This is a genomic window from Psychrobacter nivimaris (assembly GCF_043419765.1).
Classification (GTDB): domain Bacteria; phylum Pseudomonadota; class Gammaproteobacteria; order Pseudomonadales; family Moraxellaceae; genus Psychrobacter.
Genome location: NZ_JBHOFX010000001.1, coordinates 117,041 through 135,017, shown reverse-complemented (window position 1 = coordinate 135,017; position 17,977 = coordinate 117,041). Strand labels below are relative to the sequence as shown.

The following is a 17,977-nucleotide window of genomic DNA, read 5'->3' as shown; positions in this document are numbered from 1 at the left end:
TTTGATTGAAAGTATTGAGTATTAAAGTGATTAACTTAGGATGCTTTTTCACTGACGACTTTATGACACCCTTGACCACTGATTCGGCTAAATCCGCCCGAGAGCTTTTCGACCTTAATCTGGGTTAAAATGCGATCTTTTAGCGCCTGAACATGGGATATCACCCCGATTAATTTACCTTCTTGCTGTAGATTGGTCAGCGTATCAAGCGCAATGTCTAAAGATTCCTCATCCAATGTACCAAAGCCTTCATCTAAAAATAGCGAGTCCACGCGTATATTTTGACTGGCCATCTGTGAGAGTCCTAATGCTAACGCTAGGCTAATGATAAAACCTTCGCCGCCTGAAAGATTCTTAGTGCTGCGAATTTCGCCACCTTGATAGTTGTCAATCACATTTAGCTCAAGTGGACTATTATCATCACGAGCCAGCAAATAGCGATCGCTCATTTTTTGCAGCTGCGTATTGGCGTGAGTGACCATAAGGTCAAAGGTTAGCCCTTGAGCAAAAGTACGGAACTTTTTGCCATCAGATGAGCCAATCAATTTATGCAATTGTTGCCAAACTTGCAATTTGTCCTTTTGGGCATTAATGGCATCAATTTGCGCCTGTTGGGTGGTTTTCTTATCTTCATTGTCCTTTAGACGCTGACTGATTGCACCGATTGACTCAATTCGTTTGTTAAATTCATCTTGCGCTTGTGATTGCTGTTGGGTAAGCGTTTCTCTATCGTCTACTGTCAGCGGATTGGCTTGCTTAGCTTCAAGTGCTTTTTTGGTTTCTTCTAATAAAGAGTGCGCTTGTTTTAGCGCGTAATCGATATGTTGTTGCTGCTGTCTAAGTGCGTTACGCTCATCAATTGGCAGGCGCGCATTGGTGAAATCTATTTCATCAGCGAAATCGGAAGTAGTAAGTATCGACTTAAAGTTATCCTCTTGGCTGCTCAGTGTAATCTTTACAGTAGTCACTTGCTCAGTCACGTGACGCTGCTTATCAAGCAATTGACTAAGTATGCGTTCAGCATTGTCTAGCTGTCTTTGGGCAGAGGTTTGCTCAATTTGAGACTGTTCTAACGCCTCACGCAAACGCTTTTCTTCTGCCTCAGGATCTTTATCTGCCAAGACGTTATCTCTGTTTGTTTTTAATTGCGTAAGCGAGTCCGATTTTTCAGCCACGAGTTGAGAGATTTTAACAAGCTCATTTTCTTCTTTATCGAGTTGAGACTGCTTGGTCTCAATTTGTGTTTCTAGACGACCGAGTGAAGTCTTTAGGGTTTGTTGATCCTCTCTATAGTCGTTGAACTGTTTCTTGATTTCTAAAAGGGCACTGTGACATTGGCGCAGGGTATTGATATGTGCCTGAGCGTCAAAATTGCTTAGTACGGTTTGATTTCCAATGCTGGTTATCAGCAGTTGTAATGATTGCAGTGAAGAACGTATCACCGTTTTTGCGTCTGACTGATGTTTGCCAGTGGAATATTTATTTAACAGGGCTAATATATTTATTTTGAGCACAGTCAATTCAGAAAAATTATCATAATATTTTTTGTCTAAGTTTTCTATAGCCCATGTTGTTTTTTCACTATTGCTCTCAATCTCGTTAATAGTGCTGGCCAGCTCACGCTGCTCCTTGTCTAACGCTTCGATGTCATTACGTATCGTAGAGAGCGACTCGCTAAGCGTTTCATATTGAGTTAACGTATTTTTAAGAGATTCTTTACGCTTACCTAGCTCGATTTTGATATTGCTTAATAATGACAACGCATCGATATGTACATCAATCTGCGCCAGTGATTTTAATATTTCAGCGATAAATTGAGAATAACCTTTATTTAGTACTGAACTGACCAATTGGTCGATATCTTTCTTTAATTTTTGGATTTGATCACTCAGTAGGCCTTGTTGCTCTTCCTGCTGCGAAAACTGCTGTCGTACAGTTGCTTGATTAATACGATGTTTAGATAAAGTTTCTTCTAAATTGGATATAGTCGTATCCAGCTCTGCTATTTGCCGCTGAGTTTGCGTTGCTTCCGTCTCTTGCACTAAGTGCGGATGGTCTGCACTATAAGGATGCTCTAGCGACCCACAAAGCGGGCAGGGACTGCCATCTTTTAGGTCAGCGATATAGTCTTCTAATTTGGCGACTTTTTGTAGTAAATGCAGCTGGGTTTGTTTGTCTTGACGCTTTTCTTTGGCAGCGCTGATAGCCGATTCATTATTAGCGATTAAGCCTGCCAGCTTGTTGAGGTCGTTACTCATTACTGGCAAGGTCGCAACTATTTTCTCTACTTGTACGCTAACCTCATCGAGCTGTTTTGTCTTAACGCTCGCTTGGTCAAGTTGACGGTTGATATCGTCAATCTGATCTTGCTCATCTCGCATATCAGCCAATGACTGTACTTGGGTTAATGCTGCTTGCTCTTGTTGTAAAGCGGCCAATTTATCCTGTATAGACAACATGGTGGTGTCTTTTGTCTTTTTCTGTTGATTTAAGACGTCAAGATTGGCGCGATACTGGTGGATCTGTTGCTGCTGGCTTGTTTTATCATCTGATAGGGCGGTATTTTCTTGCAATACTACTTTTAGTCGGCCGCAATGACTTTTGAAATTCGCTATATCACTATCGATATTGTTTAATTCATGGGCGTCATTAAGATAGCTTTCGACACTTGCAAGCTGGGTTTTATTTTGCGCAGCCTGTTGTTTATGGTTGTCTATCTCTTTATTTAGATGTTGAGTGCTGCCCGTTAGAGTTTGCTGTCTTTGCTCAATATCTTTTAGGACATGCTTATTCTGCGTAATGTCTATATCTAGTCTACGCGCCTGCGCAATATTGGGTAGAGCTGTTTGCAAAGTTTCATGGGTAGCTTGCGCATGAGTTTGTGCTGTCTCTAGATGTATGGTTGCTTGCTCTAGATCATTTTGTTTTTGCGGTAGGATGCTGCTGATCTGCTGCTGTTCTTCTTGCAAGCGTTTTAAATTATCGCGACTATGCACAAGTTGGCTGAACTGACTGTCAATCTCCAACGCCTTATTAGCAGCGATTAAGCGTTTGGCACTAGGGATAAAGTCTTGCTGAGCCTGCTGAGCCTGATCTAGAACATTTTGATAAGTATTCAGCTTTTCTTTTGACTCTGTCACGCTATCTAGCCACTTTATCTTTTCGGACAAATCTTGAATGGTTTGCTGCTGCTCACTTTGGGCACTTTGATACGACTGCAAGACAGCTTTTAACTGATTTTCTTCATCGGTATCTAAAAGCATCAAACCGTCTAAACCGTATTGTAGCTTATTAAGAATTTCTTCCTCGGTACGTTTCTTATCATGAACCTGTGTTGAGATGGTCGCATAAATATCAGTGCCAGTGATTTTCTCTAAAATATCTGCGCGTTCATCAGCCTTTGCCTTTAGAAATGCTGAAAAGCTACCCTGAGCCAGCAATATAGAGCGAGTAAATTGCTGAAAATCCATCCGAGTCAGTTCAATGATTTTATTTTTGGTATGCTTTAAGGTGCTCTCTAACAGCTCATCCTCTTTTGACGAGTCATCAACGTTTATCTTAGCGATTTCATGAGTCGCATCTTGCAGATTGCCATCTGCTTTGTTATAAGCACGGCGCTGTCCCCAGCGGCAGCGATACTGCTCGCCATTTAAGTCAATCACTACTTCAGCGAAACACTCTGCCGTCTGCCGCGTCATCACTTCATTGCTGCTCTTACTGATACTATTAATTCTTGGCGTCTCACCATATAGCGCTAAGCAAATAGCATCTAATATGGTGGTTTTGCCAGCGCCTGTTTGCCCAGTGATAGCAAAGATGCCTTCATTGGTAAAGGCAGTATCAGCAAAATCAATATGCCATTCGCCTTTTAGGGAGTTGAGGTTTTTTAGTCTGAGTTCGATTAGGCGCATGGATAAGTCTTAATATTGGTAATAGCCGCAACTGCGAAGAATTTAGGAAGTGTGGTCATGATATGTCGCTTTTATTATTCTGCCTGTTTGTCTTCATGACGTAAGTTATAAAGTATCTGGCCATAAGCATCGCGCAATGAGTCTTTTTGTGAGTCAGGTATGTCATTGAGCGTCAAGCAGCGCTCAAAAACTTCCATCTCATTTAAGTCCTGCAAGTTCTCGGAAGTCTGCTGCTGATTGAGGACTTTGTTATAAGTACGAGTGTTTTTTATCTTAAGCACTTCACATGGCAACCCTTCTACCATTGCTTGCACTTGCTCACGCAAATCACTGACAATCTCATCGCCTGTATAGACGATCTCTAGCCAAATAGAGTCCGATTGCGTAAGCGCTCTAATGGTTTGATCAATCGTGGTTAGGTCACCAGATATTTGCGCCAATTGTTGGAACTTTGGGATGGGCAGAGACACTACTTGCATCTGATTAGCGTCATCGCGATGCAGTATTTTACTGCTAGTCACAGCATCATTCGAGGTTGTTTGATTGTTCGCATCTTGCTCAACAGGAGTATTTTCTACGACAGTAGATTTTTTAACTTCCTCATCTTCTAATGGCTCATCAAAGCCAAACAAGTCATCCATGAAAGGCGGTTCCTGACTAGACACTTTTTTAGCGGTTTTTTCTGCTAACTTATCTACTGATTTTTTCACTTGGGCGACTTCAATGTCAGCAGCTGCACGGATAGTAGGAGGAGTAATACTATCAGGTGCGACATTCAGCTCTGAGATGCCATTATCGAAATGTTCTGCGGCACCAAACTGTACGAGTAATACTTGCTTTTGCTGTTTAGCTTCCCCAAAACCCATCGCGATAGGTGAGCCTGAATAGCGAATACTCTCACGACCGCCAACGCGCTGCGGCACGTGCAAATGCCCAAGTGCCACATAATCAAAGCCATCATTGAACATATCGGCAGAGATTTTTCCTAAGTTACCTACATATAAATCACGTACGCCATCGTCAGTAGTGCGTATACCCTCATCATCGTCAGAGACGGTAACACCAGCAGCGAATAGATGCCCTGTGGCAATAATGGGAATATGCCGTTGTTGAGTCTTGAATAATTCAGATTGTTTAGTTTTGGCAATAGCTGCGACTTGATCGTAGTGTGCACGAATACCAACAATAACATTGGCGTCTTTGGTTTGACTTGACTCGCCTGCGCTACTACTACGCACATCCCGATCGCGCAGATAGGGCACAGCGGCAATAATACAATGAGGGTTGTTGTCGTCATCACCCAAGACCAATACTTCATCGTCCAAGTCATCACAAGCAGTGCCAATTACATGTACGTTCAAAAATTTAAGCACATTACTTGGTGCGTCTAAAAATGTCGGTGAGTCGTGATTGCCTGCGACAATAACCACATGCTGACAGCAGGAGCGTGAGACCTTACCCAAAAACTCATAATACAACGCTTGGGCTTTATTGCTTGGGGTCATGGTGTCGAAGATATCACCCGCAACAATTAGTATGTCTACTTTTTGCGCGCTGATGGTGTCTTGTAGCCAATGCAGGAATGACTCAAACTCTTCGTAACGAAGACGCCCATACAGACGTCGCCCCAAGTGCCAGTCTGAGGTATGCAATATGGTCAAAGGTTTCATTTGTGTGGTTAAAGAAGAAGGCAAGCTAGCATCAGGTATGGGCATAAGTAGACTATGATTATGAGCAGTAGAAAGTCTTCATTCTAGCAAGAATCGTTGAGATTTGCGCTGTTGCCAAAAGAAAACCCTACCAATAATTTACTGGTAGGGTTTTCTTATTATTTAAGACTCATCGTTTTGCAGGTTAGCAGTAAGCGCTAGTCAGCAATCAATTGCTCCAGACCATCTCCTTGCTGCGTTGCGAGATTTGCGACCATCGATAGGGCGTGCGCTTGTTGGTCTATTGGTTGTTTTACTGCTTCACCTCTTGACCCTTCACGCAACCAGTTTTTAGCTATATCATCGCTGTTTTGACTGTGCTGCTGATTTTGTAAATTATACCAAGCCAAATCATGATGCAAGCTGACCACGTCGCCCATAATTAGGAGGGCAGGCGTTGGCAATTGTGCTTGTTCTTGTTTGGCAACAATCGTTGCAAGCGTACCTGTCAATACTTGCTGATTGGGCATACTCGCATTAGAGACGATAGCAATCGGCGTTTCGCTACTGCGTCCAGCATCAACCAAGCCTTCAGTCAAACGTGTCAGCGAGTGCAGACCCATATAAAATACGACCGTCTCATCAGTATTTAAAAAGTTCTCAAAATTACTATTGGGTGCACCAGCTTTCAAAAATCCTGTCACAAAACGCACTGACTGTGAATGATCACGGTGAGTTAGCGGAATGCCTGCATAGCTAGCGGCAGCATTGGCAGCGGTGATGCCTGGTACGACTTGATAAGGTACATTGTTTGCTCGTAGGCTCTCTATCTCTTCGCCGCCACGTCCAAAGATAAATGGATCGCCACCTTTTAAACGCACGACTCGGCGGCCTTGTTTGGCATGATTGACGAGTAGCTCATTGATACCTAATTGCGCGACCGTATGGTTGCTGCGTTTTTTACCGACGAATACTTTGTCAGCATCACGGCGGCATAAGTCTAAAACTTGCGGTGAGACTAAAGCATCATAAAACACCACGTCCGCTTGCTGCATTAGACGCAAGGCTTTAAAGGTCAAAAGCTCTGGATCACCAGGGCCTGCGCCCACAATGTAGACTTCACCGACTGCTGATAACTCTTTTTCTGATTCATCAGATAGAGTAGGAGCAATCGTGTCTATCTCTTTTACCGCATTTGCATCGTCGCTTTTCTTACTGATAGCAGCGGCAGTACTATCCAAATCAGCTTTTAACTGTGCAGTCGCTTCTGTTTCATTACCGGCGAACATCAGCTGACTGACCTGACCTTCAAACGCGCGCTCCCAAAACTGACGACGGCCAGTGAGCGTCGGTATTTTGGCTTTTACCTCACTGCGGAATTCACCTGCCAGCTTCGCCAATTTTCCATAGCCTTGCGGGATTAATGTCTCAAGGCGTGCACGTAATAAGCGTGCAAGCACAGGCGCTTTACCATTTGATGAAATACCAATAACAATAGGATTGCGATCGATAATCGCTGGAAAGATAAAGTCACATAAATGCGGGGTGTCGACCACATTAACTGGAATGTTTAGCTCTGTCGCATCTGCATGAATCTGGTGATTAAGTGTTTCATCGTCAGTCGCGGCAATGATTACTCGTGCGCCTGACATATAGGTTTTATTATAGTTCTCATAGATAAATTCATGTTTGCTATCCGTTAGCAAAGCTTGTAGCTCATGACTGATATCAGGTGCAAGTATAGTGATACAGGCACCTGCACGGCTGAGCAAGTCCGCTTTACGCAGTGCCACTTCGCCGCCGCCCACGATGAGCACTTTACGGTCTTCTAATTTAAAAAATAGCGGGAAGGTGTTCATAATGTCACCATATATTTAATTGTTTATTATAAAAGGTATCAGGAATGCCGCCATTATGAGGTATCACAAGCATACTCTCACCTAGTGAATTGGCATTAGCATATTCGTTTTTGTCATGTTAACGATGGTTTTTTGTGAGAAAGGGAATAGGTTTTATGAGACATGATAGGCGTACTAGAGGTTTAGAAGGGCATAATTTTATATTTTTTAATTCAGAACAATTATGAAGGCATCATAATGAGTCAAAACAATACGTTTAATAGACTAAAAAAATTAAGTACTGTCTTTTTCGGACTGATTTTAGGGTTGCTAGTTAGTTCAGATGTACTAGCAGAATGCGCGTTGGCTGAAGGTTATAAGTTACCAAATGGGGTTGCATTTGATGAACACTGTGAGTTTGATGGTGAACTCGCGCCCGTAATAAAAGGTAGTAAGTATGGATTCATCGATAAGCAAGGTGTGATAAAAATACTAACACAGTATGACTTTCCAATTGCTTTTGTAGAAGGTCTAGGAAGTGTTCATAAGGACAACTTATCCGGATACATTAATATGCAGGGTGAAGTTGTTATACCTCTCAAATACAGCCTTACTTATCCATTTGAAGATGGTTTAGCTGTGGTTGGGGTAGATAATAGAAGAGGAGTCATTGATAAACAGGGACAGATAATTATTCCGATAATGTACGATGATTTAATGGGTTTTAATGAGGGTTTATCTGCAGTTGAGAACGAAGGGAAGTATGGATACATTGATATTAATAATAAGTTAGTTATTCCTTATGAATATGATTCTACTATTTCCTTTACAGAAGGCCTAACAGCGGTTGAAAAAAATGAAAAGTTCGGATTTATAGATAGGCTAAATAATATCGTGATACCCATTGAATATTATAGTGTGACTTGGTTTTCAGGTGGTTTAGCCGTCGTTAATAATGATGATAAGTTTATGATCATTAATAGGTCGAATCAAGTAGTCAAAGAGCTAGACTATGCAATGGTCTTCCCCTTCATTAACGGATTAGCACTTGTCTATGATAACGGTAAGCATGGATTTATTGACAAAAATGGTGATGTAGCAATTGAATTAGACTATGATGACATTCCATTTATTGATCCTTTTAAAGATGGTACCGCCTATGTCAAAAAAGATGGTGAATGGTTCTACATTAATAGACAAGGTAAACGTGTAGAAAAAAATTTTTAAGTCCAATGAAAAACTGAAAAAAGCCCTTTCTTAAATAAAAGAAAGGGCTTTTCAAATTCATAAACAGCTGAAATTACAGCTGAGTATGCAAGCCACACTCACGGCTTTCTTCTACTTTCGTTGGATCAAAGTAGTCATGCTCGTTTGGCAAGTTGTGCTCATCTAAGTACACGTCTAGATCAGCATCTGTTTTTTCAAACAATGGCGCTACTTTTAGCACGCCGTCTTTTGATAAGCTAAGTACATCAAGACCTTGGCGGAACTCAGTTTGGTCTTTACGAATAGCATTGAACCACACGTCTGGCTTTAGCTCATCTAATGCACGGCGGAACGGCTCAAGTTTAACTTGCTCAGTGAACTCGTCATGCTGTGGGTTATCGATACCTGGGATGCCATTCATCGTCGCGTCACGGTGTGCAGCCGTTTGCTTAGGAATGTAGGTAACGACATTTAGGTTCAAGTCATGGATAAGCTTGTTGGCAAACTGATAAGTAGCATCAGTGTTGTAGCCTGAGTCTACCCACAATACTGTGATATCAGGGCGCTGTTTGGCAACCAAATGCAAAATCGCTGATTCATACGGACGGAAGTTGGTCGTGATGATTGGGTTTTTTGCTTGAGTCAGTGCCCACTCAACGATTTGCTCAGGTGACTTACCTTGCAGGTCTTGGTTGGCTTGGTCAAGATCTAGGTTTGGATGTAATTGGCTCATAATACGTTCCTTAATTGTTGTTAATATAAAAGGGTTTATTAAAAATATCGGGTATTACTATAAAATTAATGGTCAGTGCTACAGCTATGCAACTGAAGGCTCTGACGGTTGTGCAAACATCGGTAAATCTGAAGCACTTCGGCCATCATAGCTACTGGCAAGGGCAGTAAAGGCTTGCTCAATGCCAAACTTAGAATCGGCTTCTAGGTCATGCTCGCTCAAGACAAAGCTATCAACGCCCGTGCGTAGCATATAAGCAATTTGATCGCGGCCAAACGCGCCAGCCACTCGAATCTCGCCTGTATAACCGATTTGGCGCAGCGTACGTGCAAAGCTAAAGTGACGACCATCAGCGAACTTAGGTACATCAATCACGATAAGCGCGTGCGTTGATAAGAACTCACTAAGTCCTTCTAACGCATCAGCGTCAGTATCGGCAGTAACCCACAATCCAAGTCGGCTACTGTGCTGTACGATCAGCTCATAGACTTCTTTGATCAGACCACCAGCCTGTGCGCCTGTCGTATCTAATAGATCAACGAGTGGCACGATCACGTCAGGCTTTTCTTGTTTTTGTAGTAGCTCAAGCAACGTAATGTTAGTCGATACAATGCTTTCTGGCAGTGCATCAGTAATAAGTACATGCCATGTATCTTGACTGCCAATATCGACGCCATGACTGTCCAAAATATGGTGATTAGCCATAGACCTTCTCCTTAAATGGATCAATACCAACGCGCTCAACCAATTGCCCAAAGCTTTCTACATCATTGTCAGTGCTGGCACGTAAGTCCACATAGACATCAACAATCTGCTGTATGGTATTGGCAACCTCAAGAGCCGGCACAGATTTTCCTAAGATTTTGCCAAGTTTGGCATCGTCGCTAGAGTTGCCGCCAAGGCTAATCTGATACCAATGCTCACCTTTCTTGTCGACACCCAAGATACCAATATCGCCTGTATGATGGTGCGCACAAGCATTGATACAGCCAGACATATTTAGGCGAATCTCACCCAAGTCATACAGATAATCTAGGTCATCGAACTGTTTTTCGATTTGTTCAGCGATGTTATGCGTGGTTGCGTTGGCAAGCGAGCAGTAATCCCAACCTGGGCAAACAATCATATCTGTTAGGGTGTTGATGTTTGCGCGCGCTAAATGCAACTCTGATAGCTGCTGCCACAATTCATAAAGCTTATTGGTTTGCACATCAGCAAATACTAGATTCTGCTGATAAGTACCACGTAGCTCACCAAAGCTGTATTTGTCAGAAAGGTCGGCCAGAGCATCCATCTGTGATTCACTGACATCACCAGATGGTACATATTTGCCATCGACCAAACCTGCCTTAAGAGAAATAACCACGGCACGATAGCCAGCTATTTTGTGCGCTACGGTGTTTTGGTTATACCAGTTGGTAAAGTCTTTATCAGCGTTTAGTTGCTGTTGTAGCTCAGACTGTACTTGTAATGCGTCAAACGATGCATAGTCAGGCTCACTAAAGAAACCAGTTGCCGTTGCAAAGTTTTCATCAGTCAAAGTAAGTGGGCCGTCTTTGGTGTGAGATTCCCACTCAGCGTTGACCAATTTGGCAAAGGCTGGACCGCCCATGCTTTCGACCAAAATTTTGATACGTGATCTGTATTTGCTGCCTTTGTCACGGCGACCATGCAAGTTATAGACACGCAAGATGGCGTCTAAATAACTAAGCAGATGCTGACGTGGCAAGAATTTATTGATGACTTTACCAAGAACAGGGATACGTCCAAGACCGCCACCAACCAATACTTCAAAACCAATCTCACCTTCATCATTGGTCTTTACGTGTAGACCGACATCATGTACTTGGGTTGCTGCACGGTCATCATTGGTGCCGATGACAGCAATCTTAAATTTACGTGGCAAAAAAGCAAACTCAGGGTGGAAGGTTGACCACTGACGGATAATTTCACAATAAGGACGTGGGTCAGCGATTTCTTCTTTATGAATACCAGCATATGGATCGGTGGTGGTATTACGAATACAGTTCCCTGAGGTTTGGATGGCATGCATCTGTACTGAGGCTAATTCAGCCAAAATATCTGGCACATCTTCTAGTTTTGGCCAGTTCAGCTGAATATTGGTACGCGTCGTGAAGTGTCCATAGCCCTTATCATACTTGCGAGTAATTTCGGCCAATTTGCGCAACTGGTAGCTGGCAAGCAAACCGTAAGGAATCGCGATACGCAACATTGGCGCATAACGCTGGATGTATAGGCCGTTTTGCAACCGCAGTGGCAAAAACTGCTCTTCTGGCAGCTCACCTGCCAAAAACCGCTCGGTTTGGTCGCGAAATTGGGCAACTCGTTCCTCTACCAAAGTCTGGTCAGCGTAATTATATTGATACATGACGTAATCTCAGTTTTGTTTTTAATCTTAAAATCAGCGACGAAAATGATTTGCGTGTGTAATAGGTTTTATTGCCGTTCGCAATGTAAATAATTCAGCTATACATCATATAAGCTTGTACCCAGAAACATAAATTCCTTTCAGACATATCCATATCCAAACACAGCATAAATTTTCATAACGAAAGTTAGGTAGCCTATGCGTATCAAATTTAATGCCCAATCGTTAGTACGCTACTTATTATCTATCGACGGCTTTCTTCTCAGTTTTGTACATTTAATCGCTTTTGCATTTTTGCTCATCTCTTCCAACCATTCTTTTTATAAGAGGTTTTAATAACTATATGTCTCAAACTCAAAGCCCAACCCAATTCAAATCAAAGCTGGTTCCACCACATGGCAGTGCCGAGCTTAAGCCACTATTATTAAACGGTGCAGCACGCGATCAAGCATTAGAGCTTGCCAGCACATTGCCTACCATCACCCTAAGCTCACGTGAGCGCGGTGATTTAATCATGTTCGGTATTGGTGGTTTTACTCCGTTAAATGGTTTTATGAATCAAGCGGACTGGCAGGGTGTGGTAGACAACATGCGCTTGCAAAGCGGTGAAAACGCAGGTTTGTTTTGGCCAATCCCTATCACCTTGTCTGCGCCAAAAGAGACGGCAGATAGTTTGAGCCAAGGCGACAAAGTAGCATTGGTCGCTCAAGATGGTGAAGTCATGGGTATCTTGACGGTAGAAGAGACTTATACCATCGATAAAGAACATGAGTGTCAGCAAGTATTCACGACCACGGATTCAGAGCATCCAGGCGTACAGCAAGTATTGAACCAAGAAGCCATCAATATTGCCGGTAGTGTCGAAGTATTGAGTGAAGGTGAGTTCCCAACGTTATATCCAGAAATCTACAAAACGCCAGCAGAAACACGCGCAATCTTGGATGCTAAAGGCTGGAAAACAGTGGCTGCATTCCAAACGCGTAATCCAATGCACCGCTCACATGAGTATCTGGCTAAGATTGCGATTGAGATCTGTGATGGTGTGTTGATTCATTCATTATTGGGCGCATTGAAACCTGGCGACATCCCTGCAGAAGTTCGTCAAGAAGCCATCAAGACCTTGATCGATAACTACTTTAGACAAGATACCGTGATCCAAGCAGGCTATCCGTTGGATATGCGCTATGCTGGCCCACGTGAGGCATTATTACATGCGCTATTCCGTCAAAACTATGGCTGTAGCCATCTGATTGTTGGTCGTGATCATGCTGGTGTTGGCGATTACTATGGTGCGTTTGATGCGCAAACTATTTTTGAACATGTTGGTAAAGACGACCTTATCACCCAACCGCTCAAAATTGGCTGGACGTTCTGGTGTAACGCTTGTAACGCGATGGCATCAGACAAAACTTGCCCGCATGACGCCTCTGAGCACGTTAAAGTGTCAGGTACTAAGCTGCGTAAAGCACTATCAGAAGACGAAGATGTACCAGATAACTTTAGCCGTCCAGAAGTACTACAAATTTTGCGTGACTACTATGCTGGTATCGCAAAAGAAGAGCGTGCTGAAGTTAAATTAACGGGTGCATCTGCGGTATAAGGGCAGATCGTCAGTATAAATAACTCGTACTAAGCCAGTCATAGAAAAGGTGTCAGACTTATTGTCTGGCACCTTTTTGTTTTTAGCACTATTTTAAAATGGAAAACACGCCCTAACGCATGTTAGCGCTGTCTATTAAATCTCTAAACCTGATTCCAGCTTTTTATATTCTCCAGCAAGTGAGCCACCACCTGAGCAAAAATAGTTCAGTGCATATTTGTCTGGGCTGTCGATGATGAGGGTGTCATCCTTAAACTGAAAAAAAGCCGTGCTGTCATTTACCTTTGCCTGAAAAATCATACCATGAGCAGTATCTTGCCCCATAAGTGTTGCCTTACCATCGAAATGACAAGTAGGTTTTTTGATATCGCTGCGTGAGCGAACTTTAATGTCAATCTGTCGATCACCATCTGCTCGTACCATCACGCCAACCCAATCATAGCCTTGCGCACGTTTGTCGTAGTCGGCAGAAGCATAATCCGCTGAAACCTTGTCTCCAAGAATATTGTTGTTACTCACTGGCATGGCTAGTGTTTCACTAGTGGCTATTTTAACAGCGCTGTGGCTATTGCTATCCACAGTGGGCGACATACTATTACAGCCTGTTAAAGCAGCTAGGGTAGAGGTCATTATTAGCCCTACAATAGAACGAAATTGATGGTATGAAGTATTCATATAAGGGCCTTTGGTCAATTAGAAAAGTAAGGTTCGCATAGTATCGGGATAATGAAAGTATCATTAATACAGCAGACTTTATGACGTACAAATAATGGTACAGCCTACCCAAATCATAGTCTACTTAATAAACCTGCCAGCAACTACTCAACTCATTTTATTCTTAACGATGCAAAATGATGCAAAATGATGCAAAACGATTGCTCCTATCACTTATGCCAACTTCACTAGTCGATAAGCTAATTCGTCACTAAGCGTTTGCTATTTATGCTGCTAGCATAGCTTGCATCATCCCGACAACCGAACTCAAAAGATTGTAGGCTCTGTGATGATGGTCAAGATTTTGACAAAACGCTTCTAATACTTTTATCGAGAGCATCATGCAAAAAAAATTCCAACAAATCAGCATTGCTAGCATTCAATCAACTAATAATAAGCCTGTAAAAGCACGTGTACTTGCCACCAGCGGCATGCTCGCAGCAGCGATGATAATGACAGGCTGCAGTCCAACCGAAGCGACGCAAGATGACGCGGCAAATAATGCCAGTGGCGGGACACAGGATATTAATCTACTCAACGTCTCCTATGATGTGTCTCGCGACTTTTATAAAGACTACAACACCTTATTTAGTGCCGACTATCAGAAGACTCACCCAAACAGCAAAGTAAATATCAATCAGTCACATGGCGGCTCAAGTAAGCAAGCTCTCTCTGTCGCCAATGGTTTGCAAGCGGATGTGGTGACCTTTAACCAAGAGAGCGACATGAATCTATTGGTAGAAAAAGGCTTGGTCGCTGCTGACTGGCAGCAAGCACTACCAAATAATGCCGTGCCGTACACTAGCACCATGGTGCTACTGGTTCGCGCTGGTAATCCAAAAAATATCAAAGACTGGTCGGATTTGGCACGTAATGATATCGATGTAGTCATCCCGAACCCGAAAACCAGTGGTACAGCGCGTTATGCCTTCTTGGGTGCTTATGGCTACGGCTTGCACCAATTCAAAGAAAGCAGTAATGAAAATCCTGTAAAAACCAATGACTTTATCAAGAAGTTGCTGGCAAACGTGGTCACTTATGACAATGGCGCGCGCGCTGCAACGACCAGCTTTACCCAGCGTGGTCTAGGTGATGTGTTGATCACGACCGAAAACGAAGCACATTTGACTGCACAGCAATTTGCAAAGGGTAACGTTGATATCGTATATCCGAGCTATTCGATTACGATTGCCAACCCAGTAGCGGTCGTGACGGCAGTGACTGAAAAATCTGGTAAGACAGAAGCAGCTAATGCTTATCTGAAAGGTTTATGGGATAAGCCTGCCCAAGAGCTCATGGCAAAAATGTACATGCGTCCAAGTGATGAGCAAATTTTAGCTGCTCACAAAGATACCTTGCCTGATATTGAGACGTTTGAACCTGTGACTGTATTTGGCTCATGGGCAGAGATTATGGATGCTTTCTTTGTAGATGGTGGCCGTTTCGATCAGCTGGCAAGCACAAAGTAGCCATTGGTTTTTGATTTATAAAACTATCTATCTTAGCTGCTTTCAGTAAAACACGGACAAGATAGATAGGGCGCATGCCAGTATTAAAACTATCAATAAACAAACAGTCAGTTATACATATAGATTCTTTTAACAACTTATTGATATGTCTAGCTTTGTTTACTGGTTATTCCCTTTTGGCAATAACATACGCATATTCATCATTAAACATAATAAGATGGCGCTGTTAGCATACTTGCATTACACAACAGACATCTTTGAGGTATTTATGACAGACGTAGCTCGTTATCAACAGAAAAGTAAAACTCTTAGTGCCTTGAGTATTGCTGGCGTTGCTTTGACTCTTGGTCTAGCTGGCTGTAGCAACAGTGAGACTACTGAGGCCGCAGCTGATGGTTCAGCAACGACAGAAGGGCAAAATATCGAGCTACTTAATGTCTCATACGATGTGGCACGTGACTTCTATAAAGACTATAACCCGTTGTTTGTTGAGCACTATAAAGCTGAAAACCCAGACAGCAATATCCTAATCAAACAGTCACATGGCGGCTCAAGTAAGCAAGCACTATCTGTTGCCAACGGTCTACAAGCCGATGTTGCTACCATGAACCAAGGTTCTGATATTGAGCTGCTTGAGAAAAAAGGCTTGGTTGAGTCAGATTGGGAAAGCAAATTCCCAGACAATGCGGTTCCTTTTACCAGCACGATCGTATTCTTGGTGCGTAAAGACAATCCAAAAAATATCAAAGACTGGGAAGATTTGACCAAAGACGGTGTTGAGATTGTCATGGCCAATCCAAAGGTGACGGGTAACGGTCGTTACGCGTTCTTAGGTGCATACGGTTATGGTCTACATGCTTTTAATAAAGATGAAACAAAAGCTAAAGGCTACGTAAAAGACATGCTAAAAAATGTCAAAGTCTATGAAAACGGCGGACGTGCCGCGACAACGACTTTCGTACAGCGCGGTATTGGTGATGTATTGGTCACGTTTGAAAACGAAGCCAACCTTGCAGCGACTGATTTTGGTGCAGGTCAAGTAGACATCGTTTATCCAAAATACTCGATCAAGTCAGAAAGCCCTGTGGCAGTTGTGAAGACGGTAACAGATAAAAAAGGCACTACAGACGCTGCCAAAGCGTATCTTGATTACTTATGGAGTGAGCCTGCTCAGCAGCTAGCGGCCAATCTATATCTACGTCCTAGCGTTAAGAGCGTGCTTGACAAAAACGGTGACAAATTACCGCCAGTTGAGACTTTCCGCCCGAACGATGCCTTTGGCACATGGGATGAGATCATGAGCACTTACTTCAGCGATGGTGGTGTATTTGACCAATTGGCAATTAATGCGCCTCAGTAATCACTTGCTGAGTAGTTAGAGCAGCTACTGCGCTAAACACTGAAACGGATTAAATCAATTAATCGTACAGTCAGTCATGAAGCACCCCATAAAGGACATGGTCGTACGCACTATGTCCTTTATATCATAAGCCGACCAATAATAATTTTGATAACAATGGTAATAATGGTCTTACAGTGAGCACCCTCGCTAAGTACCATCAGTTAGGCAATAGGACATCACTATGAGTGCAACATCTTCTTCTGCCAGTAAGCCCGGCAATAAAAAAGGTTGGCTGACCCGTTTGCGTCAGCGCAATGTGCTACCCGGGTTCGGTCTGAGCATGGGTATTACTGTCTTTAGCTTGTCGTTATTGGTGGTACTACCGTTTGCCATGATGGCCTATACCACGACGCAGATGGGTTGGACTGGCTTTTGGGAAACCATTACTCAGCCACAAGTCACTGCCGCTATCAAGCTAAGCTTATGGATGTCATTTTTGGCGATGCTGACCAATATGGTATTTGGCACACTGGTCGCATGGGTACTTGTCCGCTATGAGTTTTGGGGTAAGTCACTGATTAATGCTTTGGTTGATTTACCATTTGCACTACCAACGGCCGTTACAGGTATCTCGCTTGCCACTTTATATGCGCCTAATGGCTTGATCGGTCAATGGTTTGCCAAGTTCGATATTCAAGTCGCCTTTACGCCAATAGGTATTTGGCTAGCACTGGTTGTGGTTAGCTTCCCCTTTATTGTTCGCGCGGTGCAGCCCGTACTTGCTGAGCTATCAGTTGAATTTGAAGAGGCTGCTGCGGTATTGGGCGCTAATCGTTTGACGACTTTTCGTAAAGTGATTTTGCCGGAGTTGTTACCTGCTTTGCTAATGGGTGCAGGTATGATGTTTGCCCGTGCTACTGGCGAGTATGGCTCAGTTATCTTTATCGCGGGTAATATTCCGATGCAATCTGAGATTTTGCCGCTTATCATTATCAGTAAACTTGAGCAATTTGATATTCAAGGTGCTTCTGCGGTTGCATTATTTATGCTACTCATATCATTTGTCATCTTGCTCACCATTAATATCATGCAGTGGAAGCTGTCACGCCGTGTAGGAGCTCGCTAA

The 17,977-nt window shown here is 43.0% G+C and carries 12 protein-coding genes; 5 read left to right on the top strand and 7 right to left on the bottom strand.

The window, feature by feature from the left end:
- Positions 1 to 35 precede the first annotated feature (35 nt).
- The 3 genes from ACHEVO_RS00450 to cysG all read right to left on the bottom strand — a co-directional run bounded on the left by ACHEVO_RS00450 (position 36) and on the right by cysG (position 7,419).
- Complete coding sequence (locus ACHEVO_RS00450; RefSeq protein WP_394123492.1) at positions 36 to 3,911, bottom strand: SbcC/MukB-like Walker B domain-containing protein; 3,876 nt, start codon at positions 3,909 to 3,911, stop codon at positions 36 to 38.
- Between the two features lie 74 nt (positions 3,912 to 3,985).
- Complete coding sequence (locus ACHEVO_RS00445; RefSeq protein WP_394123491.1) at positions 3,986 to 5,626, bottom strand: exonuclease SbcCD subunit D C-terminal domain-containing protein; 1,641 nt, start codon at positions 5,624 to 5,626, stop codon at positions 3,986 to 3,988.
- A 152-nt stretch (positions 5,627 to 5,778) separates the two neighbouring features.
- Entirely contained in the window at positions 5,779 to 7,419 is a 1,641-nt protein-coding gene (cysG, locus tag ACHEVO_RS00440; protein WP_394123490.1) for a siroheme synthase CysG, read from the bottom strand.
- Between the two features lie 237 nt (positions 7,420 to 7,656).
- Here cysG and ACHEVO_RS00435 point away from each other — a divergent pair, with 237 nt between their 5' ends.
- A complete protein-coding gene (locus ACHEVO_RS00435) occupies positions 7,657 to 8,625 on the top strand; it encodes a WG repeat-containing protein (RefSeq protein WP_394123489.1) in 969 nt (322 codons plus the stop codon).
- Between the two features lie 73 nt (positions 8,626 to 8,698).
- Here ACHEVO_RS00435 and ACHEVO_RS00430 read toward each other — a convergent pair whose 3' ends face one another.
- The 3 genes from ACHEVO_RS00430 to ACHEVO_RS00420 form a co-directional block, all read right to left on the bottom strand.
- A complete protein-coding gene (locus ACHEVO_RS00430) occupies positions 8,699 to 9,337 on the bottom strand; it encodes a phosphoadenosine phosphosulfate reductase domain-containing protein (RefSeq protein ID WP_191113625.1) in 639 nt (212 codons plus the stop codon).
- An 84-nt stretch (positions 9,338 to 9,421) separates the two neighbouring features.
- Positions 9,422 to 10,042: a DUF934 domain-containing protein gene (locus tag ACHEVO_RS00425; protein WP_394123488.1), complete on the bottom strand. Its 621-nt coding sequence runs from the start codon at positions 10,040 to 10,042 to the stop codon at positions 9,422 to 9,424.
- Positions 10,035 to 11,726, bottom strand: a complete 1,692-nt coding sequence (locus tag ACHEVO_RS00420) for a nitrite/sulfite reductase (protein ID WP_394123487.1) — start codon at positions 11,724 to 11,726, stop codon at positions 10,035 to 10,037. Before ACHEVO_RS00420 ends, ACHEVO_RS00425 begins: the two co-directional genes overlap by 8 nt.
- Positions 11,727 to 12,069: 343 nt before the next feature.
- On the opposite strand from ACHEVO_RS00420, the gene sat reads away from it, so the two are divergent.
- Positions 12,070 to 13,326, top strand: a complete 1,257-nt coding sequence (gene sat / locus ACHEVO_RS00415; protein ID WP_394123486.1) for a sulfate adenylyltransferase — start codon at positions 12,070 to 12,072, stop codon at positions 13,324 to 13,326.
- 135 nt (positions 13,327 to 13,461) lie between these two features.
- On the opposite strand, the gene ACHEVO_RS00410 is transcribed toward sat, so the two are convergent.
- The gene (locus tag ACHEVO_RS00410) at positions 13,462 to 14,001 is read right to left on the bottom strand and encodes a hypothetical protein (protein ID WP_394123485.1); all 540 of its coding nucleotides are present in this window, start codon (positions 13,999 to 14,001) and stop codon (positions 13,462 to 13,464) included.
- A gap of 380 nt (positions 14,002 to 14,381) precedes the next feature.
- Between ACHEVO_RS00410 and ACHEVO_RS00405 the strand changes: the two genes are divergently transcribed.
- From ACHEVO_RS00405 to cysT, 3 genes are all read left to right on the top strand, one after another.
- Positions 14,382 to 15,509 carry a sulfate ABC transporter substrate-binding protein gene (locus ACHEVO_RS00405; protein WP_394123484.1) on the top strand — a complete coding sequence of 376 codons (1,128 nt, stop codon included), beginning with the start codon at positions 14,382 to 14,384 and terminating at the stop codon, positions 15,507 to 15,509.
- A gap of 268 nt (positions 15,510 to 15,777) precedes the next feature.
- On the top strand, positions 15,778 to 16,869 hold the full coding sequence (locus tag ACHEVO_RS00400; protein ID WP_102093604.1) for a sulfate ABC transporter substrate-binding protein: 1,092 nt from the start codon (positions 15,778 to 15,780) through the stop codon (positions 16,867 to 16,869).
- A 223-nt stretch (positions 16,870 to 17,092) separates the two neighbouring features.
- Positions 17,093 to 17,977 (top strand): sulfate ABC transporter permease subunit CysT, encoded by an 885-nt coding sequence (gene cysT / locus ACHEVO_RS00395; RefSeq protein ID WP_057760265.1) that lies wholly within the window; start codon positions 17,093 to 17,095, stop codon positions 17,975 to 17,977.